The organism is Brevundimonas intermedia (genome assembly GCF_027922165.1).
GTDB lineage: Bacteria > Pseudomonadota > Alphaproteobacteria > Caulobacterales > Caulobacteraceae > Brevundimonas > Brevundimonas intermedia.
Genome location: NZ_BSFD01000002.1, coordinates 90,263 through 114,624 on the forward strand (window position 1 = coordinate 90,263; position 24,362 = coordinate 114,624).

The window sequence follows — 24,362 nt, forward strand, 5'->3', positions numbered from 1 at the left end:
GACATCACGCCAGACGGCGGCTAGAAGGCCGCGATGACTGCTTCCCCCTCTCCTTCCCCAATCCACGTGATCGGCGGCGGCCTCGCCGGCTCGGAGGCCGCCTGGCAGATCGCCCAGGCCGGCGTGCCGGTCATCCTGCACGAGATGCGCGGCGTGCCCGGCGTAAAGACCGACGCCCACCAGACCGACGGCCTGGCCGAACTGGTCTGTTCCAACTCCTTCCGGTCGGACGACTGGGAGCATAACGCGGTCGGCCTGCTGCACGCCGAGATGCGGGCGCTGGACTCGATCATCATGGCCTGCGGGGACGTCAATCAGGTGCCGGCGGGCGGCGCCCTGGCGGTGGACCGCGACGCCTTCTCCGCCGCCGTGACGGCGAAACTGGCGGCCCACCCGCTGATCACCATCGTGCGTGAGGAGATCGCAGGCTTGCCGCCTGAGGACTGGGACAATGTCATCGTCGCCACCGGCCCCCTGACCTCGCCCGCCCTGGCCGAGGCCATCCTGAAGGCGACCGGCGAGGAGAGCCTGAGCTTCTTCGACGCCATCGCCCCCATCGTCCACGCCGACAGCATCGACTTCGACATCGCCTGGCGTCAGTCGCGCTATGACAAGGAAGGCCCGGGCGGAGACGCCGCCGCCTACGTCAACTGCCCGATGAACAAGGACCAGTACGAGGCCTTCATCGACGCCCTGCTGACCGGCCCCAAGGCCGAGTTCAAGGATTGGGAGCACGTCCCCTATTTCGACGGCTGTCTGCCAATCGAGGTCATGGCCGAACGAGGCCGCGAGACCCTGCGTCACGGCCCGATGAAGCCGGTCGGCCTGACCAATCCGCGCGATCCCCTGGTCAAGGCCTACGCCATCGTCCAGCTGCGCCAGGACAACGCCCTGGGCACCCTGTTCAACATGGTCGGCTTCCAGACCAAGCTGAAGCACGGGATCCAGGCCGAGACCTTCCGCATGATCCCGGGGCTTCAAAACGCCCAGTTCGCGCGTCTGGGCGGCCTGCACCGCAACACCTATCTGAACAGCCCCCAGCTGCTGGACAAGCAGCTGCGGCTCAAGGCCATGCCCCGCCTGCGCTTCGCCGGCCAGGTGACCGGGGTCGAGGGCTATGTCGAAAGCGCGGCCATGGGCCTGCTGACCGGCCGCCTCGCCGCCGCGCAAGCTCTGGGCCGCGACCTGTCGCCGCCCCCGCCCGAGACCGCCATGGGCGCCCTGGTCGAACACATCACCGGGGGCCATCTGGAAGGCTCGAAGTTCCAGCCGATGAACATCAACTACGGCCTGCTGCCCCCGCTGGAGGCGCCCAAGGTCGATGAAGAGGGCAAGAAGATCCCGCTGAAGGAACGCGGCCGGGCCAAAAAGCGCCTGATGAGTATCCGCGCGATGGAGAGCCTGAAGGCGTGGCGGGACGCGGGCTGATCGCTTTCAGCCGCCCACGTCCTTCAGCATGAGCATTTGCCGGATAAGACGTTCCTTGTCGTCAGGAAAGCCGCATTCGACCCAGCCGGATCGCGGATTGCGCCAGGTCCCGAAGATCATGTCCCAAATTGGTAGGCCATAGTTGCTGGCGTGGACGCCCCGTTCGTGGTGCAGCCGGTGCATCTCAGGCCGCTGCACGAAGAAGCCCAGCCACCATGGCGTTCGTACGTCGGCATGGGCGATCAGGTTGAATAGGGTGACGTAGATCAACGCCAAGCCAGCCGCTGGCGCCTGAACGCCCAAGATTAAATAGGCGACGACGGCATTGAGCAGGCTAGCCAGCAGGGCGTCGAACGGGTGGACATAGAAGGCCGTCAGCGCCTCGATCCGCGTCGGGCTGTGGTGGAGCTGATGCACCCACCGCCAGAGCCGATCTGACTTGTGGATCGCGCGATGATAGCCGTAGGCTAAAAGGCTTGAGGCCAGAAACGTCGCCAGACTTCCCCACACAACGCCCAGACTATTCCCCAGAGAAAACAGGGAATGGCCAGCGATCCAACCTTTGAACAGGAAACCCGCCGCGACGACCACGACAAAATTGGCGGCGTTCAATCCGCCAGCATATAGCCGCCAACGCCTATCACACGACGCCCCAGACGCCGGTGCGATCACTTCACGCGTGAAGATGACCGAGAATATGGTGAAGGTCGCCAAATACACCAGCATAAGCATGAAGGAACCTCCGACGGCCGCAGGTTAGATTGCGCCACGAAGTGAAGCCCAAACAAGCCGTAATCGCTTCAGCGGGTCGGGTTCATTGGAAGCGATCAGCGTCGCGGGCGCCACGGCAGGAAAGGCTCTCGGCGGCAGATGTTTGAGCATGCGATTGGCGACTCTACGAGCGGCCCTCGCCTCGTCCGTGCGGCCAACCTGCCCAAGCCCCCGCACCCGTCCCGCCTCGACCACCTTCTCCGCGTGGCCCGGCCCAGCCAGCAGATGGACCGCCGTCTGCATCGGGCCGACGTAGAAGGCGTCCAGGTCGTGGGGCTCGCCGTGGACGCGGCCGATGTGGGCCTCGATCAGGGCGTCGAAGGGGGCGCGGTCCAGGACGTGGCGGGCGACCAGGTCGGTCAGGGCCTCCAGCACCGGATGGCCTTTGCGGGCGACGCCGGCGAACACCCCTTCCATCTGTTCCGCCCACCAGGTGTAGCGCATCTCGGCCAGCAGGGGCTGGGTCACCCGCGTGGGGATGGACATCAGCTCGGCCTCAAAGGCGTAGAGCGTGATCAGGTCGGTGCGGGCGCGGTCGTCGGCGACCAGGCGGCTGGACAGCCAGCGGTCCAGATCGGCGGCGCGAACCTGGGCGTCCAGGTTCGCCGCGACCGTCGCCGCCGAACCGGGTTCATTCACTGGTTCAGGCGGCACGCGAAACGGCGAAATCGGCCAGGTCTTCCAGAGCCGTGCGCCAGTCGGACGCGGGCAGGACCGACAGGGCGGCCTTGGCCTGATCGGCATAGTCGCCGGCCAGATCCAGGGTCGCGCCTATCGCGCCCGAGCCGACGACCAACTCGCGGGCGCGGGCGAAGTCCTCGGGCGTGCGTTCGCCCTTGGTCACTGTCCGCTCCCAGAAATCGTCCTCGCGGCCCCGGGTGCGGGCCACGGCCAGCAGAAGCGGCAGGGTGGCCTTGCCCTCGTTGAAGTCGTCGCCGGCGTTCTTGCCCAGGGCCTCGGCCGTCGCGCCATAGTCCAGGGCGTCGTCGGCCAGTTGGAAGGCGATGCCCAGGGCCATGCCGTAGTCGCGCAGAGCCTGGGTCGCGGCCGCATCCGCGCCGGCGCCCACGGCCCCCGCCTCGGCGGCGGCGGCGAACAGTTCGGCGGTCTTGGCCGATATGATCTGCAGATAGGTGGCCTGATCCAGGTTCAGGTCGTGGGCGCGGGTCAGTTGCAGCACCTCGCCTTCCGAGATCACCCGCGACGCCTGGGCCAGGATGCCCAGGGCCCGCATCGAATCGGTTTCGACCATCAGTTCGAAGGCGCGGGCGAACAGGAAGTCGCCGACCAGAACGCTGGTGGGCGCGCCCCAGATCAGATGGGCCGCCACCTTGCCGCGCCTCAGTTCGGAGGCGTCGACGATGTCGTCGTGCAGCAGGGTGGCGGTGTGGATGAACTCGACCGCAGCGGCCAGCTTCTTCGGCGACAGGATGTCCCCCTCAGCGCCCGCCGCCCTCGCAGCGGCGACCGTCAGCAGGGGTCGCAACCGCTTGCCCCCGGCCGAGACCAGGTGTTCGGCCAGTTTGGGGATGATCGGCACGTCGGATTGCATCCGGTCGATGATCAGCGCATCCACCTCGGCCATGTCGGTTCCGGCCAGCCGGACGAGGGCGTTCACATCCCCCTTCGGTCGGGGAGAGGCGGCGAGGACTGCGTCCAAGGGATACTCTTTCACACGTCGCGCGACGTCCGCCGCGCAGCTAATTCCGTCCGCGTCCGCTTGCCGGATCGCGATGGCGCGCACAATGGTGATCGACCCCCGGAGGGTCAAGGAGATTGAGGTTTGGACAGCGTCCCCGCCGCGCCGGATGTCGTGGAGAACGCCCTGCTGAACGGCCGCGTGCGCCTGCGCCAACCCGCGCGCGGCTATCGCGCGGGCATGGACGCGGCCCTGCTGGCCGCCGCCGTCGCGCCCCGGCGGGGTGAGCGCCTGTTTGAGGCGGGCTGCGGCGCGGGGGCCGTGCTGATGCAGATCGCCGCACGTCATGCCGGGGTTTCGCTGACGGGGCTGGAACGCGATTCGCTCGCCGCCGGCCTGGCGCGCGAGAATGCGGCGCTGAACGGGTTTGGGGATCGCACCACCATCCTGGACGGCGATGTGGCGGCGGGGTTCCGCGCCCTGGACCTGGCGCCCTTTGACTGGGCCGTGTCGAACCCGCCCTTCTTCGACGACCCCGGCGCCCTGCGCGCGCCGGCGCCGGGCAAACAGGGCGCCTGGATGGCCGATGACGGCCTGGCCGCCTGGACCGGCCTGCTGCTGAAAGCGGTGCGCGAGGGCGGTCGGATCGTGATCATCCACCGGGCCGACCGTCTGGCTGACCTGCTGGCCCTGCTGGGGGACAAGGCCGGGTCCATCGCCATCCGCCCGGTCCAGCCCTTCGCCGACCAACCGGCCAAGCGGGTTCTGGTCCAGGCGATCAAGACCGGCAAGGCGCCCCTGCGCCTGCTGCCGCCCCTGGTGCTGCACGACCGTTCGGGGGCCAAGCACAGGCCCGAGGCCGAGGCGATCCTGAGGGGCGGGGCGGCGCTGGATTGGTGAGGGTCTGGCGCCCTGTCCTAAAAACAGGGTGACAAAGCGCCAAAAGCGCCAAACCGCCAAGGCGACAGAAAATGTATTGAGATGGCGCCGCCGTGGGTCATGGGACGCATTTTACAGGCGCGGCGAACCCCGATGGGAAAGGCGGCGCGAGAAACAGGCAAGCGGTTGAAAACCCTGAGACGGAACCAGCGTCATTGTGCGCGATGGCGCCCACTGCCTTCCTTCTCCCCTTGCGGAAGAAGGTGGCCCGAAGGGTCGGATGAGGGGTCGGCCGGTGGGCCAGCTCGCACCACCGCGCCCCTCACCCTTTCGCGCCAGAACGACGGCTGCGCCGCCGTGCGCTCAAGCCCTCTCCCGGCGGGAGAGGGGCGATCTGCCTCAGATCAAGCCCGCCAGCGGCGACGACGGGTCAGCATACATCCGCTTGGCCATCCGCCCCGCCAGATAGGCGTCGCGCCCCGCGATCACCGCATGCTTCATCGCCCGCGCCATGCGGATCGGATCCTTGGCCCCGGCGATGGCGGTGTTCATCAGCACAGCGTCGCAGCCCAGTTCCATCGCCCGGGTCGCGTCCGAGGCCGTGCCCACCCCGGCGTCCACCAGGACCGGCACCTTGGCCTGTTCGACGATCAGGCGGACATTGACCTCGTTCTGGATGCCCAGGCCTGAGCCGATCGGGGCGGCGGCGGGCATGATGGCGGCGGCGCCGGCGTCTTCCAGCCGCTTGGCCATGACGACGTCGTCGGTGCAATAGACCATGACGTCGAACCCGTCCTTGATCAGCAGGTCCAGCGCCCGCAGGGTCTCGATCATGTCGGGGTACAGGTGGGCGGTGTTGGACAGCACCTCCAGCTTGACCAGGCTCCAGCCCCCCGCCTCGCGCGCCAGGCGCAGGGTGCGCACCGCGTCCTCGCCGGTGAAACAGCCGGCGGTGTTGGGCAGGAAGGTGAACCGGTCGGGCTTCACATAGTCGACCAGCATCGGCTGGTTCGGGTCGGTCAGATTCACCCGGCGCACGGCCACGGTCACGATCTCGGCCCCCGCCGCCTCGGCGGCGGCGGCGTTCTGGGCATAGTCGGCGTATTTGCCGGTGCCCACGATCAGGCGCGAGGTAAAGGTGCGGCCGGCGACGGACCAGGTTTCGGGGGCTGTATCGGTCATGGGGGGTGACCTAGTCCTGTCGGGGACGATGCGAAAGGGTGGATCGATCACGCCGCGTTGCGAGATGGCCCCCGATGGACTAAACTAAGTGGACTAAGTTCACCCGGAGCGACGCATGGAAACGGTCAACGTCCACGAGGCCAAGACCCACCTGTCCCGCCTGCTGGACCGGGCCGCCAAGGGTGAAACCATCACCATCGCCAAGGCGGGCAAGCCCGTGGCCAAACTGGTCCCGCTGGACGAGGCGCCGATCGACACCTCGCGTCGGTTCGGTTTCATGCGCGGCCAGGTGAAAATTCCCGACGACTTCGACACCATGGGACAGGCCGAAATCGAGGCCGTGTTCTATGGCGAAGGCGTTCACGAGGGCGACGACGGCCAATGAGGCTGTTGATCGACACCCACCTGCTGCTCTGGGCGTCGGAGGATCGCGCACGGCTTCCCGCCAAGGCGGAAGCCTTGATGGCCGATCCCGACAATCAACTGGTGTTCAGCGCGGTCAATATCTGGGAGGTCGTCGTCAAGCACGCCCTGAAGCGACCTGACTTCGACGTGGACGCCCAGGTCTTCCGCCGCCAGTTGCTGGACGCGGGTTATGAGGAAATTCCGGTGACCAGCCTACACGCGCTGGAACTGGCCGGATTGCCGCTGATCCACCGCGACCCGTTCGACCGGCTGCTTATCGCCCAGGCCATGACCGAAGGCATGCGACTGCTGACGGCCGACCGGCAGATCGCCTTCTACCCCGGCCCCATCCTCAAGGTCTGATCACCCGCCGCCGACGAACTGGACCAGTTCGATCCGGTCCCCCTCGGCCAGGGCGGTGACGGCGTGCAGCGACCGGGGCACGATCTCCAGATTGCGCTCGACCGCCACCTTGCGGGGGTCCAGCGCCAGTTCTTCGACCAGCTCCGTCACGGTCGTCGCATAGACCTCGCGTGGATCGCCGTTGACTTGGATATGCAAACCGTCTGCCTCGATGTCCTGTGTGGGCGTGTCATAGCGCGTTTCGGCGCGAAGGGCATGAGGCGCCGCCGTACTCACCGCCGCATTCATCGTGGCCGCCCCCTATTCGTCATCCTCGGGCTTGACCCGAGGATCGAGTGGCCCGCCGCTTGTACGACAGCCCCGACGCAACGCCCGATCCGCGTCCGATCCTCGGGTCAAGCCCGAGGATGACGGCGGTGGGCGATGTTGGGCGCCGCGCCTCAACCTCTATCGCGACTCATCCTCTTGCCAACATCCGACGATTTAACCAGCCTCCAAGTCACGGTTCCAGGGGTGGCGAAATGAAGAAGCATTCTAGAGGTTTCGCCATTCTACAGGCGGTGGCCTGGTTCGGCGCTTTGTGTGCTGGCTTGTTATTTTATGGATTCCGCCAGGGCATTCTGGTCCCCGCAATCACCTGGATTTTGATCTTAGGTGTGATCCTTGGCCTTGCCAGCATCCTCGTTCTACGCAAGGCCACTTAACGGTTCTCGAGCGCCTAGTCTGCCGAAGGACCAAGACCGCCGCCGCCTCCAAGCGCTCCTCCAAACCGTCCGCCCCCCCGTTTTCCCCGCCTTCTCGCCCCCTGCGACGGGAAAGCCGTTGACGCCCGCGCGGATGACGTTAGGTCAAGCCGTTTCGACGCTGCGCTTTGACCCGCGCCGCGCCTAAGCTACAAGGCCGGCCCTGAACCGTCAGAGGTCGCCCGATTCCGGAGCCTCGATTCGAGAACCGATGTCCGACACGTCCGTCATCTATGTGCTGAACGGCCCCAACCTGAACCTCCTCGGGGCAAGGGAGCCGGAGATCTATGGCCGCGACACCCTGGCGGACATCGAGCAGCGCTGCTTGACGGCGGCGGGCGACGCCCGGATCGTGTTCCGCCAGACCAACCATGAAGGCGTGCTGGTCGACTGGATCCAGGAGGCGCGTGAAAAGGCGCAGGCCCTGATCATCAATCCGGCGGCCTATGGCCACACCTCGGTCGCCCTGCACGACGCGCTGAAGACCCTGACCATCCCGGTCATCGAGCTTCATCTGTCCAATCCGGCGGCGCGCGAGGCGTTTCGCCATCACTCCTATGTGTCGTCCGCGGCGACCGGCGTCATCGCCGGCTTCGGCGCGGCCGGCTATGAACTGGCCGTCCAGGCGGCTCTTACCAAGGTTCGGGAACGCGCCTAAGGGCCGACCCGTTCGCATTCCAAGACGAAAGACAAAGGCGCACCCCAATGGCCGATGACAAGAAACACGCCGAGATCGACGCCGCCCTGGTTCGCCAGCTGGCCGAGATCCTGAACGAAACCGACCTGACCGAGGTCGAGGTCGAGCGCGGCGAGCTGCGCATCCGCGTGGCGCGCGAGATCACCGTCAACGCCGCGCCGGTCCAGTACGCCGCCGCCCCGGCGCAGGCCGCTGCGCCCGCAGCCGCCGCCGCTCCGGTCTCCATGCCGTCGGACCCGGCCACCATCGTCGCCCGCGCCGGCGAAGAGGTGAAGTCGCCGATGGTCGGCACCGCCTATCTACAGGCCTCGCCCGAGGCGCCGCCCTTCGTCCAGCCGGGCGACAAGGTCAAGAAGGGCCAGACCCTGCTGATCGTCGAGGCCATGAAGACCATGAACCCGATCCAGGCCCCGCGCGACGGCGTCGTGGTCGAGATCCTGGTCGGCGACGCCCAGCCGGTCGAGTTCGGCGAGCCCCTCGTCCTGCTCGAGGGCTAAACCATGTTCACGAAAGTCCTGATCGCCAACCGCGGCGAGATCGCGCTGCGCATCCACCGCGCGTGCAAGGAGATGGGCATCTCCACCGTCGCCGTACACTCGGAAGCCGACCGCGGCGCCATGTGGGTGCGGCTGGCCGACGAGAGCGTCTGCATCGGCCCCGCCTCGGCGGCCAAGTCGTATCTGAACATCCCCTCGATCATCGCGGCGGCCGAGATCACCGGCGCCCAGGCGATCCACCCCGGCTATGGCTTCCTGTCCGAGAACGCCCGCTTCGCCGAGATCGTCGAAGCCCACGGCATGACCTTCATCGGCCCCAAGCCCGAACATATCCGGGTCATGGGCGACAAGATCAGCGCCAAACAGACCGTCATGGACGCCGGCATTCCGGTGGTCCCCGGCTCCAAGGGCGAGGTCGAGACCGTCGAGGCGGCGATCGAGGCCTCCAAGTCCATCGGCTTCCCCCTGATCGTCAAGGCGGCGGCGGGCGGCGGCGGACGGGGCATGAAGGTGGCCCTGACGGCTGACGATCTGGTCGAGGCGGTGCAGACCGCCCAGTCCGAGGCCAAGGCCGCCTTCGGCAACGGCGCCGTCTATATGGAGCGCTACCTCCAGAAGCCGCGCCACATCGAGATCCAGGTCATCGCCGACAGCCACGGCAATGTCGTCCACCTGGGCGAACGCGACTGCTCGCTGCAACGTCGTCACCAGAAGGTGCTGGAGGAGGCCCCCTCGCCCGCCCTGTCGGCCGAGGGTCGCAAGAAGATCGGCGAGACGGTCAACAAGGCCATCGCCGCCATCGGCTATCTGGGCGTCGGCACCATCGAGTTCCTGTGGGAGGACGGCGAGTTCTTCTTCATCGAGATGAACACCCGCCTGCAAGTCGAGCATCCGGTTACGGAAATGATCACGGGCGTGGACCTGGTCCGCGAACAGGTTCGTATCGCCGCCGGCCTGCCCCTGTCCTTCACCCAGGAGGACATCAGCTTCGAAGGCCACGCCATCGAGGTGCGGATCAACGCCGAGAACCCCGAGACCTTCACCCCGTCGCCGGGCAAGATCACCGACTTCCACGCCCCCGGCGGCCTGGGCGTGCGTCTGGATAGCGCCATCTACGCCGGCTATTCGATCCCGCCCTATTACGACAGCCTGATCGGCAAGCTGATCGTCCACGGCCGCGACCGCGAAGAGGCCATTGCGCGCCTGAAGCGGTCGCTGAACGAGATCGTCATCGGCGGCGTCGATACCACCATCCCCCTGTTCCAGAAGCTGTTGCAGGAGCCCGACATCCTGTCCGGCGACTATGACATCCACTGGCTGGAGAAGTGGGCCGCCCGTCAGAAGGGCGACGCCTGACGTCCGCTTGATCAGAGGAACCGGCCCATGCGTATCGCGGTGTTTGCGACCAAGGCCTATGACCGCCGGTTCCTCGACCTGGCCAATGCCGAGTTCGGCCACGACCTGAGCTGGTTCGAGGCGCGGCTGGACGAGACCACCGCGCCGCTGGCCGACGGTTTCGACGCCGTCTGCGTCTTCGTCAACGACCGGCTGGACGCCCCCGCCCTGACCCGACTGGCGCAAGGCGGGGTGCGCGCCGTGGCCCTGCGCTGCGCCGGCTACAACAATGTCGATCTGCGCGCCGCCGAGACCCTGGGCCTGACCGTCATCCGCGTGCCGGCCTATTCGCCCGAGGCGGTGGCCGAGTTCACCCTGGGCCTGCTGCTGGCGATGAACCGCAACATCCCCCGCGCCTCGGCCCGGGTGCGCGAGAACAACTTCGCCCTGGACGGCCTGATCGGCCGCAACCTGTCGGGGCGGACGGCCGGGATCGTGGGCACGGGCCGGATCGGCGCCCTGGTGGCGCGGGCGTTGAAACTGGGCTTCGGCTGTGAGGTGCTGGCCCATGATGTGGTCGAGGATCCGGCCCTGACCGAGATCGGCGTCCGCTACGTCGATCGCGAGACCCTGCTGCGCCAGTCCGACATCATCAGCCTGCACTGCCCGCTGACGCCCGATACGCGCCACCTGATCGACGGCCCGACCCTGGCGGCGGCGCGGCCGCGGGTGATGATCGTCAACACCAGCCGGGGCGCCCTGATCGACACCCAGGCCCTGATCGACGCGTTGAAGAGCCGGCGGGTCGGCGGCGTCGCCCTGGACGTCTATGAGCAGGAAGGCGACCTGTTCTTCGAGGATCTGTCGAACGAGATCGTTCAGGACGACGTGTTCCAGCGCCTGCTGACCTTCCCCAATGTCCTGGTCACGGGCCACCAGGCCTTCCTGACCGAAGAGGCGCTGACGGCCATCGCCGTGACGACCCTGTCGGGCCTGGCCGAAATCGAGGCCGGCCGCATCCCCGCCAATCGCGTCACCGCCGACCAGATCCGCCCCGCCCCATGAACGAGCCTGATTTCAGCGCCGGCGGCGCTTTCGGCGGCTTCGGCCCCGAGGACCTGCTGGGTTGCTATGCCCGGGGCGTGTTTCCGATGGCCGAGTCGCGCGACGATCCGCGCGTCTTCATCATCGAGCCAGAGCAGAGGGGCGTCATACCCCTGGACGCCTTCCACATCCCCACCCGCCTGCGCCGTACCGTGCGCGGCGAACCGTTCGAGGTGCGGGTGGACACCGCCTTCGAGGCGGTGCTGGAGGGCTGCGCGGCGACCCAGGGGCCCGAGCGCGAGGATACCTGGATCAACGCCCCGATCCGCCGCCTGTACGCTGCCCTGTTCGCCCAGGGCTTCGTCCATTCCGTCGAATGCTGGAAGGACGAGCGATTGGTCGGCGGCCTGTACGGCGTCTCCCTGGGCGGGGCCTTCTTCGGCGAGAGCATGTTCAGCCGCGAACGCGACGCCTCCAAGGTGGCCTTGGTCCATCTGGTCGCGCGCCTGCGCAAGGGCGGGTGGACCCTGCTGGACGCCCAGTTCCTGACCGACCACCTCAGCCAGTTCGGCGCGGTGGAAACGCCTCAGGCGGCCTATCTGCGACGGCTGAAACCCGCGTTGAAGGTGGCCGTGGACGAGACGGCTCTGACGGCGCCCATGACAGGGACAGAGGCTGTGGACTGGGCGCGTCAACCGGCCTGACCTCTGTCCGGACACGGTTTGCGGCCTGTCCGGACAAGCTTGAGCTGGCGCAGCCCCTCTGCTTTGCGGCCTACCACGGCGCATGACCCATTCCCCCAACGCTGCCGCCGAAGCTCCGCCCATCGCGTCCTCCTTGCGAGAAATCAGAGAGATCGGCGTCACCCTCGCCACCGCCCTGATCCTGGCGATGGCGATCCGCATCCTGCTGTTTCAGCCCTTCACCATTCCCTCCTCTTCGATGGAGCCGGGCCTGGTGACCGGCGACTATATCGTCGTGTCCAAATACGCCTATGGCTGGAGCCGGGCGTCCCTGCCCTTCAACCCGCCCCTGCCCGACGGCCGGTTGCTGGGAGGCCAGCCCGAACGAGGCGACGTGGTAGTCTTCCGGCGTCCTCACGATCCCGATCAGGTCTGGATCAAGCGTGTCATCGGCTTGCCCGGCGACACCGTGCAGGTCCGCATGGGGCAGGTCTTCGTCAACGGGCGCATGATTCGCCAGACCCCGCTCCAGATGGTCAGCGACCACGACGCCCCCCAGCGCCGCGTGCTGGAAGTGCGCGAGACCCTGGCGAGCAGCAAGACCTATGTCGCCTACGACGGCGGGCCGGATCAGCCGGGCGACGACACCCCGATCTACCGCGTGCCGGCGGGTCAGTATTTCATGATGGGCGACAATCGCGACAACTCGCTGGACAGCCGCTGGCCCGCCGATCTGGGCGTCGGCCTGCTGCCGGCTGGAAACATCGTGGGGCGGGCCGAGATCGTGGCGGCCTCGTGGAAACCCGGCGCCGGCCTGTTCAAGCCCTGGACCTGGCTGAACCTGCAATGGGGCCGGTTCCTGAAGCCTATCCGCTAGCGGGCGCGGAATTCCTCAAAGCTCACCGCGCCGTCGTGGTCCCGATCCAGACGCTCGAACGCCGTCCGATCCGGGGTCACGGATTGGGCCAGCGACGGCGCGGCGACGGCGCCCAGGGCCAGTCCGGCGACAGCGGCCGCCAGCAACTGACGCCAGCCCATGCGGATCGACGACCGGCTCGTGGTCGAGCGGTCCAGCTCGCTGTCGATAAAGCGGCGGATGGCGTCGCTGGCCGTGCGGCCTTCGGCGCGGCACTTGTCCATGAAGGCGGTCTTGGTCGCGTGCGGCAGTCGGATCTCGACCGTCTCGCTCTTCTTGAGGGGTCTTTGACGGTTCATTCCAGCCTCCTCGCCCTCAGTTCTTACAGCCCACCACCCAGGCGTCGTAGTTGGGGCTTTGCAGGCCGCTGACGGCCGGGGACGAGGCGAACATCCAGCCCCGGAACAGCTGCCGCGGATCCGCAGGCTGATTCACGCCGCGCGACTGAAGCGAGACGTCGACATAGGCGATGGCGTCCTCGGTCAGTTCGTCCGGCGTCGTGACCTCACAGGCGCGGACGCTGAAGATCAGATTGCGGTTGAAACGCACAGGACGGCCGCCGACCTCGACCTCGAACTTCATGGTCTCGGCCGTGGTCTTATCGATGGCCTGGATGACCGCGAACTTGCGCCGCTGGCGGCGGGCGGGCGTGGCCGGCTGTTCGATGGCCTTTTCGATGACCGGTTTCTCGGCTTCAGCTTCTTCTTCGGCCTTTTCGGCGACGGCGGCGTCTTCGGCGATGATGACGGACGGCGGCGGGGTCACGACCACAGGCGTAGAAGGCGCAGGCGCACCGGCAGGCGGCGTCTCGGCCGGAGCAGTGGACGCAGGCGCGGCCAGCTCCTGCACCGGGCGGGCGTCACGCGGCGAATCCTGAAGGACGCTGGCCGTCACGGCCCCGGCGCTCAGCACCGCAGCGACGGCCGCTCCGCCAAGCAGGAGCCGATTCGGTCTCACTCGGGCGTCCAGGCCTGATAGTCGCCGGTCGCGGCGGGACGCTTGGCCTCGGCGGCCAGCGAACCCTGCGGGCGCCACGCCATGGGCGTGCCGGTGAAATTGGGCAGGTGGTCCTTTTCCCACGCGCGGCGCGGCAGGGGCGCCTCGGTCGGCGGCAGGTCGAAGGTATAGCGCAGCCAGCCGTGCCAATCGGCCGAAACCTTGGACGCGTCGGCATAGCCTTCGTACACGACCCAACGGCGCTTGCGGCCGTCGTAGCTCGAGTTGTCCTTGGCCTCGTAATACTTGTTGCCGATCTCGTCGGTCCCGACGTAGCGGCCACGCTTGGCGATCGTGAAGAGGGTGCCGATCGTGGCCCCGTTCCACCAGGCGAAAATCTTGTTCAGCACGTCGTCAAACCCACGCGAAAGACACCGCAGAAAAGACCCGACGGCTGCGGCGGATCATAGAAACACTCGCCCGCTTCGTCCAGCGCGCTTGATCCATTCCAGTTCGGGTCCGCCGATGACGCGCGAGGCGGGCGCGAGCCTCAGACTTCGAGGCGGTAGCCCACGCCGGCTTCGGTGACGACCAGGGCCGGCTCCGCAGGATCAACTTCCAACTTGTGCCTGAGTTGCCCGATCACGACGCGCAGATACTGGACATCGGCCAGATGCCCGGCGCCCCAGACGGTGGTCAGAAGATCGCCGTGCCCCAGCACCTTCCCGGCGTTTCGCGCCAGATAGGCCAGGACCTCATACTCCTTGGGTCTCAGCTTCACGCGCTCGCCCGCGCGGGTGACGATGCGGCGGTCCAGGTCGATCAACACATCGCCGGCGGTGACCACTCCGCCCGCGACGGGCTTCAACGCCCCTTGGCGCAACCCCGCCCGGATACGCGCCAGCAATTCGCCGACGCCGAAGGGCTTTTCGACATAGTCGTTCGCGCCCAGGTCGAGGGCCGCGATCTTCTCCGCCTCGCGGTCGCGCGCGGACAGGATGATGATCGGTCCCTTGTAGAACTCGCGCGCCCGCAGCAGCACGTCCTTGCCGTCCATATCGGGCAGGCCGAGGTCCAGCACCACGGCGTCGGGGCTCCACAGGGCGATGGCCCGCAGACCTTCCTGACCGCTGTCGGCGCGCTTGGGCTCATAGCCAGCCGCGTCCAGGGCGGGGGACAGAAAGCGGTGGATCTGGGGTTCGTCGTCAATGACCAGAACCTGGGGGCGAACGGCGGGCATCACAGCAGATCCGGGTGGGTGGCGATGGACTTGGGCAGGCTGATCAGGATTCGGGTTCCGCGCTTCTCGCCGTCGGGGTCGTCCTGGATCGGGCTGGCGGCGGCGATACGGCCGCGCAGAGCCTCGACGAAACCCTTGGCGATGGCCAGGCCCAAGCCTGCGCCCTGGACACGGCCAGGGGCGCGGTCGGTGGACTCTTCCATGCGCCGGAACTTGTCGAACACCCGTTCCAGCTCGGCGGTGGGGATGCCCCTGCCCTCGTCCTCGATGGAGATGACTACAGCGCCCCGGTCCTCATAGGCCGCCAGTTCGATGGTCGTGCCGTCGGGGCTGTAGGCGATGGCGTTTTCCAGGATGTTGACCACGGCCTGTTCCAACAGGCCCGGATCGGCCTCGACCATGCTCAGCTGTGCGGGGAAGTCGCGCGTGATGCGCCGCGCGCCCAACCGGCGAGACACCCGTTCGGCCGCCGCGTTCAGGATGTCGCGCACGTCGGTCCAGTCGGTGCGAACGTTCAGGCCGCCGCCCTCCAGCCGGGTCATGTCCAGCAGGTCGCCGACATAGCGCGACAGGCGCTCGGCCTCTTCTCGGATGCTCAGCAGCAGGTCGTCGCGCACCTCGGGCTTGAGACTCGCGCCATAGTCGATCAGCGTCGTCGCAGAGCCCAGCACGGTCGATAACGGCGTACGCAGGTCGTGGCTGACCGAGTTCATCAGGGCGGCGCGGAAACGGTCGGCCCGGCGCAGGGTCTCGGTCTCCAGCGCCTGACCTGCCAGATCGACGCGCTCCAGGGCCACGGCCCCCTGATCGAGCAGGGCCAGGGCCAGCCGCTCCTCGTCCGAGCCCGCCGCCACGGCCGAGGCGTCGATCCCCGCCACCCCGGCCCGGCCCCGCACGCCCTGCAAGGGTTGGAACCGCCAACGGCTCTGCGGCAGGGTGCCGGTGCCGTGGCCCGCGACCTCGCCATGCATCCAGGCCCAGCGGGCGGCGGCCATGGCGTCGGCGCCCAGGATCACGCCCTCGGGACTGGCGGCCGTCAGGACGATGTCGTCGTCGTCCGGCAGCAGTACCACCGCCCCCGCCCCGGCGGCGGCAGAGGCCTGTTCGGCCAGGCTTCGGGCCGTGCCCGCGCGACCCTGGGCCGCAGACAGGGTCTGGCTGGCGGCCAGCAGAGCCGAGACGGCGGCGGCGCGCCTCTGGGCCGCCCGCGCCTGTTCGCGCACCCGTCCCGCCAGCGCGCCGGCGCCCAGGGCCACGGCCCAGAACAGCACCAGGGTGAGGAAGTCGGTGGGGGACCCGATCAGGAAGCTGTAGCGCGGCTGAAGAAACAAGAAGTTGTAGGTCAGAAAGGCCAGGGTCGCCGCCGCAAGCGCAGGCCGCAGCCCGTTCAGCACCGCCGCCGCCACGACCGCCGCCAGATAGATGACGCCCAGATCGACGCGCTCGAACCGCGTATCCAGCAGCAGGGCGACACCGGTCGCCCCCCCGATGAACCCGGCGCTCACGCAATAGGCGCGCCAATCTACGGCGCTGCGCGGTCCCGGCCGAGTCGCCGGTTCGGGCGCCGCCAGGTTGTCTTCAGTCACCACATGAACCGCGACGCCCTGGGCCTTGCGCAGCAGTTCGGTCGCAAGTGCTCGCCCGGTCCATTCGGCGAACCGCCCTCCCCGCGTCTTGCCGATGACGATCTGGGTGACGTTGTTGCGGTGGGCGTGATCCAGGACGGCGCGCACCACGTCGTCGCCGCTCAGCGTCACCGGCCGCGCACCCAGTTGCTCGGCCAATTTGAAGGCCTCGGACAGGCGCGCGATGGAGCGGGAGTCCGAGCGGGAACCTGACGGCCGTTCGACATGGGCCACCGACCAGGGGGCGTCCATCATCATGTCCGACATCCTCCGCCCGGTCCGCACCAGCGACGCGCTCATGGCGTCGCCGCCCACCAGAACCAGGATCCGCTCGCCCGCCGCCCAGGGCCCGGACACGCCGCGATCCCGCAGATGCGACAGCAGCTGATCGTCCACCGTCTGGGCCGCGCGGCGCAGGGCCAGTTCGCGCAGGGCCGTCAGATTCTCCAGCTTGAAGAAGTTCTCGGACGCCACCCGCGCCGTCTCGGGCACATAGACCTTGCCCTCGGCCAGGCGGGCGCGAAGGTCCTCGGGCGTGATGTCCACCACCTCGATGTCGTCGGCCTCGGTCAGGAGACTGTCGGGCACCGTCTCGCGCTGGCGCACGCCGGTGATCCGCAGAATGACGTCGGACAGGCTTTCCAGATGCTGGATGTTCAGGGTCGTCCAGATGTCGATCCCGGCGTCGCGCAGTTCTTCCACGTCCTGCCAGCGTTTCGGATGGCGCGAACCGGGCGCGTTGGAATGGGCGTATTCATCGACCAGAAGCAGGCCGGGGCGGCGCGCCAGGGCGCCGTCGAGATCGAATTCCATCAGCGACCGGCCGCGATGGTCGATCGGCGCGCGCGGCATGACGTCCAGCCCGCGCAGCAGGCTCATGGTCTCCTTGCGGCCGTGGGTCTCGACCAGCCCGACCACGACATCCAGCCCCTCGGCCTTTCGGCGGCGGGCGGCGCGCAGCATTTCGTAGGTCTTGCCCACGCCGGGCGACATGCCCAGAAACACCTTCAGCCGCCCGCGCTTGCGGCGCGGAACGGCTGAAGGCGCGGGCGTTTCGGGCGCCGTCTCGGGCAATCAGCCCTCCGCGCCGAAGCGGGCGTCCAGCGCGCGATTGGTCAGCAGAACATTGACTCGCGGCTGACCGATGAAGCCGAGGAAGGCCCCCTCGGTCTGGCTGTCGATGATGGTCTGGACCTGCTGCACGGAAACGCCTCTGGCGCGGGCGATCCGCGCGGCCTGAAGCCGAGCGTAGGCCGGGGACACGTCCGGGTCGAGGCCCGAACCCGAGGTCGTCACCGCATCGGCGGGGATGACGCCGGCGCCGTCCTCGGCGCGGATGGCTTGGGCGTTTTCGGCGACCCGCGCCGCCAGGTCCGGATTCAACGGCCCCATGTTCGAGCCCGACGAGGCGGCGGCGTCATAACCGTCGCCCGCCGCCGAGGGGCGCGGATGCAGATAGGTCGCGCCCACGAACGGCTGGCCGATCAGGGCCGAGCCGACGACCCGCCCTCCGGCGTCGCGGACCAGGCTGCCGTTGGCCTGCCCGGGGAAGGCGGCCTGGGCAATCCCCGTCACCGCCAGCGGATAGGCCAGCCCCAGCAGGAGGGTGAACAAAGCCATCATCACGATGGCCGGACGGAACGAATTGACCATGATCGTCGCCTCAGAAGCTGGCCTTCAGCGTCGTCACGGCGCGCGCGCCGTAGATGTCGCCGAAGTCGTGTTGATCGGTGTCGTGATAGCGCAGGTCGACCGCCAGGGTGTCGGTCAGCTGATAGGCCGCGCCCAGGTTCCAGGTGGTGTAGTCGAGGTCCGAAGACACCCACTGACGCCCGACGGCGCCCGACACGGTCCATTTGTCGGCCGGGCTGACGGCGCCGTTGATCTCGGCATAGGTCGCCTCGTCCTCCGACGCGCCGAAGAAGTCGGGCGAATAATAGACCGCCGCTCCCAGGGTGGCCAATCCAAAGGGTGTCTGGCCAACGGCGCGCGAGGCTGCGGCTTTCAGCTCGGCATAGTCATAATCCGCGCCGTCCGGCTGGCCGGCGTACAGATAGCCGACGACGCCGAAGTCCAGGGCATAGCCCGCCCACTCGGGCCGATAGCCGGCGTAGAGATCGACCTCGGCATCGGTGTCGTCGCCGAAATCGACGTTGGAGGCCCAGCCGCCGGCGTAAAAGCCATTGCGGGTCAGATCGACGCCCGCCGAGATCGCCGGATCTTCCTGGGTCTGGCTGACGCCGCGGAAGACATAGTCGGAGGTCAGGGCGACGTTTGCCGAAACATCCTGCGCCTTGGCCTCGCTGCACAGGCCCAGGCCTGCGATTGCGGCGATACAGGCGGCGGCGAACCAGGCGTCGTTACGGCCGGAGGCCTTGTTGAGACGATTACGCATGGAGATATCCTTGGAAGCGCGCATCAGGCCAGGCCCAGCGCGGAAATGACGAGGTCGATCAGCTTGATGCCGACGAACGGGGCGATCAGACCGCCCAGGCCGTAGATCAACAGGTTACGACCCAGCAGGGCGCCGGCGCCGATGGCCCGGTATTTGACGCCCTTCAGCGCCAGCGGGATCAGGGCGACGATGACCAGGGCGTTGAAGATAACCGCCGACAGAATGGCGCTCTCGGGACTGTGCAGCCCCATGACGTTCAGCGCGCCGAGCGACGGCAGGGCGACCACAAACATCGCCGGGATGATGGCGAAATACTTGGCCACGTCGTTGGCGACCGAGAAGGTGGTCAGGGCGCCCCGCGTGATCAACAGTTGCTTGCCGACCTCGACGATCTCGATGACCTTGGTTGGGTCGCTGTCCAGATCGACCATGTTGCCGGCCTCGCGGGCGGCCTGGGCGCCGGTCTGCATGGCCACGCCGACGTCGGCCTGGGCCAGGGCGGGGGCGTCATTGGCGCCGTCGCCGCACATGGCGACCAGACGGCCCTTGGCCTGTTCGGCCTTGATCAGCCGCATCTTGTCCTCGGGCGTGGCCTCGGCGAGGTAGTCGTCCACCCCGGCTTCCGACGCGATGGCGGCGGCCGTGACCGGATTGTCGCCGGTGATCATGACGGTCCGCAGGCCCATCCGGCGCAGGTCGGCGAAGCGCGCCTTCACGCCCGGCTTGACCACGTCCTTCAGATGGATGACGCCCACCAGCACGCCGTTCTGGGTGACGGCCAGAGGCGTGCCGCCCGAGCGGGCGATCCGGTCCACGGCCTGGCGGAACTCGGCCGGGGTCGAGCCGTCGGACAGGTTCAGATCCTTAAGCACCGCATCGACTGCGCCCTTGCGCCAGCCGTCCTTGCCGACGTCCAGGCCCGACTGGCGGGTGACGGCGGTGAAGGGGATGGGCATGGCGCCGGCCGGTTGTTCGACCGAGATGCCGGCGTTGCGGCCCAGTTCGACGATTGAGCGGCCCTCGGGCGTCTCGTCGGCCAGGGACGCCATGACGGCGGCGGCCAGGGCGGCTTCCGGACGCACGCCGGGAACCGGAATGACCTCGGTCGCCATGCGGTTGCCGAAGGTGATGGTGCCGGTCTTGTCGAGCAGCAGGGTGTCGACGTCGCCTGCAGCCTCCACCGCACGGCCCGAGGTGGCCAGCACATTGACCTTCAGCAACCGGTCCATGCCGGCGATGCCGACGGCGGACAGCAGTCCCCCGATCGTGGTCGGGATCAGGGTGATGAACAGGGCGCCCAGCACCATCGGGTCCAGATCGACGCCCGAATAGGCGCCCAGACCGACCAGGGTCACGACCGCGATCAGGAAGACCAGGGTCAGGCCGGCCAGCAACACGGCCAGGGCCAGTTCGTTCGGCGTCTTGCGTCGATCCGCGCCCTCGACCATGGCGATCATGCGGTCGAGGAAGGTCGAGCCCGGCTTGGCCGTGATCCGCACCTTGATCCAGTCGGACACCACGGTGGTGCCGCCGGTCACGGCCGAACGGTCGCCACCGCTTTCGCGGATCACCGGCGCGCTCTCGCCGGTGATGGCGGCCTCGTTGACCGAGGCCACGCCCTCGATAATCTCGCCGTCCGAGGCGATCACGTCGCCAGCCTCGACCAGAATGATGGATCCGATCTCAAGATCCGACGCATTGGTCGGGATCACCGTGCCGGTCTCGGGGTCGACGATCAGCTTGGCTTTGGTCGTGACGCGAGTGGCGCGCAAGGAATCCGCCGCCGCCTTGCCCCGCCCTTCGGCGACGCTTTCGGCGACATTGGCGAACAGGACCGTGGCCCACAGCCACAGCGCCAGCTGCACCGCAAAGCCCGCCGACTGACCGCCGGCCATGGCCGCCGCCGCCGAGATCGTGGACAGAAGGGCCACGATCCAGGTGGTGAAGATCACAGGGTTCTTGACCAGTTTGACCGGGTTCAGCTTGACGAAGGCGTCGCCGACGGCGCGCCCGATCATCGCCCCGGAGAGACCGCCCGCGAGGGGCGACGTACGGCCGCCCTCGCGTGGGTCCCCCCCGCGTGGATCCAATGTGATTTGTGTCATGTCAGGATGTCCGAAGGATCAGGCGCCGGCGACCGCCGCGAGCACCTGGAAGTGCTCGACGATCGGTCCCAGGGCGAGGGCGGGCAGGAACTGCAGGCCGCCGAGGATGAGGATCACGCCGATCAGCAGGCCGATGAACAGGCCGTTGTCGGTGGGCAGGGCGCCGGCGCTGGGCGCAAGCTTGGGCTTGACGACCAGACTGCCGGCGATGGCCAGAACGGCGACGGCCGGAATGAACCGCCCGAACAGCATCCCCAGCCCCAGGGTCGTGTTCCACCAGGGGGCGTTGGCGGTCAAACCCGCAAAGGCCGAGCCGTTGTTCGCCGCCGCCGAGGTGTAGGCGTAGAGGATCTCCGAAAGGCCATGCGGGCCGTCGTTCAGCAGCCCCGCCAAGGCGGTGGGGAACACCGCACTGACCGCCGAGAAGCCCAGGATGGCCAGCGGCAGCACCAGCACCGCGATCATGGCGAACTGGATCTCGCGCGCCTCGATCTTCTTGCCCAGATATTCGGGCGTCCGTCCGACCATCAGACCGGCGACGAAGACCGACAGGAGGGCCATGACCACCATGATGGCGATGCCCGACCCGATCCCGCCGGGCAGGATCTCGCCCAGTTGCATCAGAAACATCTGTAGCCCGCCGCCCAGAGGCATGAAGCTGGCGTGCATGGCGTTGACCGAGCCGTTCGAGGCGCCGGTGGTGACGACGGACCAGATAGTGGAGGCGGGAACGCCGAAGCGGACCTCCTTGCCCTCCATATTGGCCGAAGCGTCCACATGGGCCGCGACCAAGGCCGGAGCCGGCTGAGTCTCAATGGCGTACATGGCCGCGCTCGACACAGTCAGGATGATGACGGCCGCCGTCGCCAGGGCCTTGATGTCCCGCCCCGCCAGGGCCGTGCGGCCAAAGGCGAAGAAGGCGGCCCAGCCCATGACGTTGATCGCCACGGCGGTGATCAGATTGGTCAGAGGCGACGGATTCTCGAACGGATGCGCGCCGTTGACGTTGAACACGCCGCCGCCGTTGATGCCCAATTGTTTGATGGCGACCTGGCTGGCCGCCGGGAACAACGGCAGGGTCTGGGTTCCGCCCTCGACGCCCGTGGCCTGAACGTTGGCCGCCAGGCTCTGCACAATTCCCAGACCGGCCAGAACGACCGCCAGCACGAAGGCGGCGGGCAGCAGGACATAGAGGGTGGTCCGCGTCAGGTCGGCCCAGAAGTTGCCGACGCCCTCTCCGCGATGGGCCACGAAGCCCCGCGCCAGCGCCGCGGCAATGGTGGCGCCGGTCGCGGCCGAGACGAAGTTCTGCACCGTCAGCCCGACCATCTGACTGAAGGTCGACATCGTCGCCTCGCCGCCATAGCTCTGCCAGTTGGTGTTGGTGACGAAGCTGACGGCGGTGTTGAAGGCCAGGTGCGGCGAGACGCCCGCGAATCCCTGCGGGTTCAGCGGCAGCACGCCCTGCAGCCGCAGGATGGCGTACAGCAGCACGAAGCCCGCCAGGTTGAAGGCCAGCAGGGCGCCGGCATAGCCCAGCCAGCCCTGGCTGCGCTTCGGATCGACGCCGGCCGCGCCATAGAAGACAGCCTCCACCGGCTTCAGCACCGGATCCAGCCAGGTCCGCTCGCCGTTCCAGACGCGCGACATATAAATGCCGATGGGCCAGCCGAGCAGAACGGCGAGCCCAAGGGTCAGGGCGATCTCGCCCCATCCTTGAATGTTCATGAGTTCAGTCCCGGTCCTTAGAACCGCTCGGGCCGCAGCAAAGCCGCGACCATATAGACGGCGACGACCAGCGCCCCCGCCCCCCAGAGCATGGCGATCATCATCGTCACACCCGCTTCAATGCTGCGGCGAGCACAGCGAAGGCGATGAACGCCGCCGCCCCGACCGCCAGAAAAATCACGTCGGCCATACCGGCCTCCTCACGCTCAAGTTGGAGCGGGACAGGACCACGCAGGCGCATAATGGCGCGATATGAGTCCCCGCCGTGGGCGTAAAGGATTCATAAAATCCCCCCTCTTCTAGAACGAGGAATTTCAGATAAGAGGAAGGTCCGGGCCTTTGCGGGCGCCCGGAGTCGGCGGCTCCGGCCGTCCAAGTCCCGCTCCATCCGCACTTTCGTGCGGCAAGGAGCGCGAGCATGTCTCATCCTTCCCCGCCTGACCCAAACCTCGTCCAACCCGAGCCGTCCCCGCCTCCGCTGTCATACAGCGCCCTGTTCCTGCGCTTTCTGAAGTTCGGAGCCCTGGCCTTCGGCGGCCCGGTCGCCCAGATCGCCATGCTTCGTCGCGAACTGGTCGAAGAAGAAGCCTGGATGTCCGGCCAACGATTCAACCGGCTGCTGGCGGTCATGCAGGTATTGCCGGGACCTGAGGCCCACGAGCTCTGCGTCCATCTCGGCATGAGAGCCAAGGGACGATGGGGCGGGGTCTTGGCGGGACTCGGCTTCATGTTGCCGGGCTTTGTGCTGATGATGATCCTGTCGTGGCTCTACTTCCGCATCGACTTCGACAACGCCTGGATCGGCGCCGGTTTCCTCGGTGTTCAGGCCGCTGTGGTCGCCCTGATCCTGCGGGCCGTCCACCGGATCGGACAGCATATCCTCATCGACCGCTGGCTGTCGGGCGTAGGCCTCGCCTGCGCCGCCGCCACCCTGGCCGGCGTCAGCTTCTGGATCACCCTACCCGCCGCAGGGATCGCCTACGCCCTGGCGGTCTCGGGTCGGCGAGGATGGGCGCTCGGCATAGCCGCCCTCGTCGTGGCCGTCGCTGTCGCCGCCCGACTGTCGGCGCCAGGCCCCATCGCCAGGGCGTCGCTCGATTTCGTCGTCACCTCCCCGGGGGCCGTGGCCCCATGGATCCTGTTCCTGTCGGGGCTGAAGGCCGGGCTCCTGACCTTCGGCGGCGCCTATACCGCCATCCCGTTCCTGCGCAACGACGCCACTGCCCAGGGCTGGATGGGAGACGGGCAGTTCCTCGACGGTCTCGCCCTGTCCGGCGTTCTGCCCGCGCCGCTGATCATCTTTTCGACCTTCGTCGGCTATGTCGCCGGAGGTCCGCTCGGCGCGCTCGCCATCACCGCCGGCGTCTTCATGCCCGCTTTCGCCTTCTCCCTGGTCTTCTATGATCGACTGGAGGCGGTCGTCGAGATGGATGGCGTGAAGGCCCTGCTGGAAGGCGTCGCGGCCGGCGTCGTCGGCCTGATCGCCGTCACCGCGCTGCAACTGGTCATCAGCCTCTTCACACCGTTGAGCCAGACTGCGGTTCTGGGGACGATCCTCGCGGCGGCCTTCACTGCCAACTGGTTCTGGAAGAGCAAGCTCGCGCCGCCGGTCATCCTTGCGGCGGCAGGCTTGGTCGGGGTCCTGCTTCTCCGCGTCTGAGCACGCGTCAGAGTGTTTCGACGGCCAAGGCGCGGGGCGTCGCCCCGGGAGTCATGTCCACAGCATGGCCCACTCTTGTATGGGGCCGGGA

The 24,362-nt window shown here is 67.7% G+C and carries 27 protein-coding genes; 12 read left to right on the forward strand and 15 right to left on the reverse strand.

The features are described from left to right. Nucleotides 1–33: 33 nt before the first annotated feature. A complete protein-coding gene (trmFO, locus tag PKE72_RS02970; protein ID WP_271163984.1) occupies nucleotides 34–1,428 on the forward strand; it encodes a methylenetetrahydrofolate--tRNA-(uracil(54)-C(5))-methyltransferase (FADH(2)-oxidizing) TrmFO in 1,395 nt (464 codons plus the stop codon). Nucleotides 1,429–1,434: 6 nt separating this feature from the next. On the opposite strand, the gene PKE72_RS02975 is transcribed toward trmFO, so the two are convergent. Genes PKE72_RS02975 through PKE72_RS02985 form a run of 3 tightly spaced genes read right to left on the reverse strand, consistent with a single transcriptional unit; the run spans nucleotide 1,435 to nucleotide 3,859 of the window. Continuing rightward, nucleotides 1,435–2,160, reverse strand: a complete 726-nt coding sequence (locus PKE72_RS02975; RefSeq protein WP_271163985.1) for a sterol desaturase family protein — start codon at nucleotides 2,158–2,160, stop codon at nucleotides 1,435–1,437. A gap of 24 nt (nucleotides 2,161–2,184) precedes the next feature. Continuing rightward, the gene (locus PKE72_RS02980) at nucleotides 2,185–2,853 is read right to left on the reverse strand and encodes a squalene/phytoene synthase family protein (RefSeq protein WP_271163986.1); all 669 of its coding nucleotides are present in this window, start codon (nucleotides 2,851–2,853) and stop codon (nucleotides 2,185–2,187) included. Continuing rightward, nucleotides 2,843–3,859 carry a polyprenyl synthetase family protein gene (locus tag PKE72_RS02985; protein WP_373878066.1) on the reverse strand — a complete coding sequence of 339 codons (1,017 nt, stop codon included), beginning with the start codon at nucleotides 3,857–3,859 and terminating at the stop codon, nucleotides 2,843–2,845. The genes PKE72_RS02980 and PKE72_RS02985 overlap by 11 nt, the downstream gene beginning before the upstream one ends. Before the next feature lie 123 nt (nucleotides 3,860–3,982). On the opposite strand from PKE72_RS02985, the gene PKE72_RS02990 reads away from it, so the two are divergent. Then, the gene (locus PKE72_RS02990; RefSeq protein ID WP_271163987.1) at nucleotides 3,983–4,738 is read left to right on the forward strand and encodes a tRNA1(Val) (adenine(37)-N6)-methyltransferase; all 756 of its coding nucleotides are present in this window, start codon (nucleotides 3,983–3,985) and stop codon (nucleotides 4,736–4,738) included. Nucleotides 4,739–5,116: 378 nt separating this feature from the next. On the opposite strand, the gene PKE72_RS02995 is transcribed toward PKE72_RS02990, so the two are convergent. Beyond that, the gene (locus tag PKE72_RS02995) at nucleotides 5,117–5,899 is read right to left on the reverse strand and encodes a HisA/HisF-related TIM barrel protein (protein WP_271163988.1); all 783 of its coding nucleotides are present in this window, start codon (nucleotides 5,897–5,899) and stop codon (nucleotides 5,117–5,119) included. 115 nt (nucleotides 5,900–6,014) lie between these two features. On the opposite strand from PKE72_RS02995, the gene PKE72_RS03000 reads away from it, so the two are divergent. Together PKE72_RS03000 and PKE72_RS03005 are read left to right on the forward strand one after the other, a co-directional pair. Next, nucleotides 6,015–6,284: a type II toxin-antitoxin system Phd/YefM family antitoxin gene (locus PKE72_RS03000; protein ID WP_271163989.1), complete on the forward strand. Its 270-nt coding sequence runs from the start codon at nucleotides 6,015–6,017 to the stop codon at nucleotides 6,282–6,284. A gap of 5 nt (nucleotides 6,285–6,289) precedes the next feature. Continuing rightward, a complete protein-coding gene (locus tag PKE72_RS03005; protein WP_271163990.1) occupies nucleotides 6,290–6,667 on the forward strand; it encodes a type II toxin-antitoxin system VapC family toxin in 378 nt (125 codons plus the stop codon). Here the strand turns inward: PKE72_RS03005 and thiS are convergent, their stop codons facing one another. After that, nucleotides 6,668–6,865 (reverse strand): sulfur carrier protein ThiS, encoded by a 198-nt coding sequence (thiS, locus tag PKE72_RS03010; RefSeq protein ID WP_271164670.1) that lies wholly within the window; start codon nucleotides 6,863–6,865, stop codon nucleotides 6,668–6,670. 323 nt (nucleotides 6,866–7,188) lie between these two features. Between thiS and PKE72_RS03015 the strand changes: the two genes are divergently transcribed. The 7 genes from PKE72_RS03015 to lepB all read left to right on the forward strand — a co-directional run bounded on the left by PKE72_RS03015 (nucleotide 7,189) and on the right by lepB (nucleotide 12,543). Next, on the forward strand, nucleotides 7,189–7,371 hold the full coding sequence (locus PKE72_RS03015) for a hypothetical protein (protein ID WP_271163991.1): 183 nt from the start codon (nucleotides 7,189–7,191) through the stop codon (nucleotides 7,369–7,371). Nucleotides 7,372–7,621: 250 nt separating this feature from the next. Next, nucleotides 7,622–8,068 carry a type II 3-dehydroquinate dehydratase gene (gene aroQ, locus PKE72_RS03020; RefSeq protein ID WP_271163992.1) on the forward strand — a complete coding sequence of 149 codons (447 nt, stop codon included), beginning with the start codon at nucleotides 7,622–7,624 and terminating at the stop codon, nucleotides 8,066–8,068. A gap of 47 nt (nucleotides 8,069–8,115) precedes the next feature. Continuing rightward, nucleotides 8,116–8,604 carry an acetyl-CoA carboxylase biotin carboxyl carrier protein gene (gene accB / locus PKE72_RS03025; protein WP_271163993.1) on the forward strand — a complete coding sequence of 163 codons (489 nt, stop codon included), beginning with the start codon at nucleotides 8,116–8,118 and terminating at the stop codon, nucleotides 8,602–8,604. Between the two features lie 3 nt (nucleotides 8,605–8,607). Next, entirely contained in the window at nucleotides 8,608–9,960 is a 1,353-nt protein-coding gene (accC, locus tag PKE72_RS03030) for an acetyl-CoA carboxylase biotin carboxylase subunit (RefSeq protein ID WP_271163994.1), read from the forward strand. A 27-nt stretch (nucleotides 9,961–9,987) separates the two neighbouring features. After that, nucleotides 9,988–11,004, forward strand: coding sequence for a 2-hydroxyacid dehydrogenase (locus PKE72_RS03035; protein ID WP_271163995.1), 1,017 nt, complete (start codon nucleotides 9,988–9,990; stop codon nucleotides 11,002–11,004). Continuing rightward, the gene (gene aat, locus PKE72_RS03040; RefSeq protein WP_271163996.1) at nucleotides 11,001–11,687 is read left to right on the forward strand and encodes a leucyl/phenylalanyl-tRNA--protein transferase; all 687 of its coding nucleotides are present in this window, start codon (nucleotides 11,001–11,003) and stop codon (nucleotides 11,685–11,687) included. The genes PKE72_RS03035 and aat overlap by 4 nt, the downstream gene beginning before the upstream one ends. A gap of 82 nt (nucleotides 11,688–11,769) precedes the next feature. Continuing rightward, nucleotides 11,770–12,543 (forward strand): signal peptidase I, encoded by a 774-nt coding sequence (gene lepB / locus PKE72_RS03045; RefSeq protein WP_271163997.1) that lies wholly within the window; start codon nucleotides 11,770–11,772, stop codon nucleotides 12,541–12,543. Here lepB and PKE72_RS03050 read toward each other — a convergent pair. The 10 genes from PKE72_RS03050 to PKE72_RS03095 all read right to left on the reverse strand — a co-directional run bounded on the left by PKE72_RS03050 (nucleotide 12,540) and on the right by PKE72_RS03095 (nucleotide 22,715). Further along, nucleotides 12,540–12,881, reverse strand: coding sequence for an EF-hand domain-containing protein (locus tag PKE72_RS03050; RefSeq protein ID WP_271163998.1), 342 nt, complete (start codon nucleotides 12,879–12,881; stop codon nucleotides 12,540–12,542). The genes lepB and PKE72_RS03050 overlap by 4 nt on opposite strands. Before the next feature lie 16 nt (nucleotides 12,882–12,897). Next, nucleotides 12,898–13,539, reverse strand: coding sequence for a DUF2155 domain-containing protein (locus tag PKE72_RS03055; protein WP_271163999.1), 642 nt, complete (start codon nucleotides 13,537–13,539; stop codon nucleotides 12,898–12,900). Then, nucleotides 13,536–13,928 (reverse strand): NADH:ubiquinone oxidoreductase subunit NDUFA12, encoded by a 393-nt coding sequence (locus PKE72_RS03060; RefSeq protein ID WP_271164000.1) that lies wholly within the window; start codon nucleotides 13,926–13,928, stop codon nucleotides 13,536–13,538. The genes PKE72_RS03055 and PKE72_RS03060 overlap by 4 nt, the downstream gene beginning before the upstream one ends. 140 nt (nucleotides 13,929–14,068) lie before the next feature. Further along, entirely contained in the window at nucleotides 14,069–14,758 is a 690-nt protein-coding gene (locus tag PKE72_RS03065; RefSeq protein ID WP_271164001.1) for a response regulator, read from the reverse strand. Further along, on the reverse strand, nucleotides 14,758–17,457 hold the full coding sequence (locus tag PKE72_RS03070; RefSeq protein WP_271164002.1) for a DUF4118 domain-containing protein: 2,700 nt from the start codon (nucleotides 17,455–17,457) through the stop codon (nucleotides 14,758–14,760). The genes PKE72_RS03065 and PKE72_RS03070 overlap by 1 nt, the downstream gene beginning before the upstream one ends. Beyond that, nucleotides 17,458–18,036 carry a K(+)-transporting ATPase subunit C gene (kdpC, locus tag PKE72_RS03075; protein ID WP_271164003.1) on the reverse strand — a complete coding sequence of 193 codons (579 nt, stop codon included), beginning with the start codon at nucleotides 18,034–18,036 and terminating at the stop codon, nucleotides 17,458–17,460. 10 nt (nucleotides 18,037–18,046) lie between these two features. After that, complete coding sequence (locus PKE72_RS03080; protein ID WP_271164004.1) at nucleotides 18,047–18,778, reverse strand: TorF family putative porin; 732 nt, start codon at nucleotides 18,776–18,778, stop codon at nucleotides 18,047–18,049. 23 nt (nucleotides 18,779–18,801) lie between these two features. Then, on the reverse strand, nucleotides 18,802–20,796 hold the full coding sequence (gene kdpB, locus PKE72_RS03085; protein ID WP_271164005.1) for a potassium-transporting ATPase subunit KdpB: 1,995 nt from the start codon (nucleotides 20,794–20,796) through the stop codon (nucleotides 18,802–18,804). Nucleotides 20,797–20,901: 105 nt separating this feature from the next. Continuing rightward, nucleotides 20,902–22,611 carry a potassium-transporting ATPase subunit KdpA gene (gene kdpA / locus PKE72_RS03090; protein WP_271164006.1) on the reverse strand — a complete coding sequence of 570 codons (1,710 nt, stop codon included), beginning with the start codon at nucleotides 22,609–22,611 and terminating at the stop codon, nucleotides 20,902–20,904. 17 nt (nucleotides 22,612–22,628) lie between these two features. Beyond that, entirely contained in the window at nucleotides 22,629–22,715 is an 87-nt protein-coding gene (locus tag PKE72_RS03095) for a potassium-transporting ATPase subunit F (RefSeq protein ID WP_373878073.1), read from the reverse strand. A 314-nt stretch (nucleotides 22,716–23,029) separates the two neighbouring features. On the opposite strand from PKE72_RS03095, the gene chrA reads away from it, so the two are divergent. Continuing rightward, nucleotides 23,030–24,271 (forward strand): chromate efflux transporter, encoded by a 1,242-nt coding sequence (gene chrA / locus PKE72_RS03100; protein ID WP_271164008.1) that lies wholly within the window; start codon nucleotides 23,030–23,032, stop codon nucleotides 24,269–24,271. The last annotated feature ends 91 nt before the right edge of the window (nucleotides 24,272–24,362 follow it).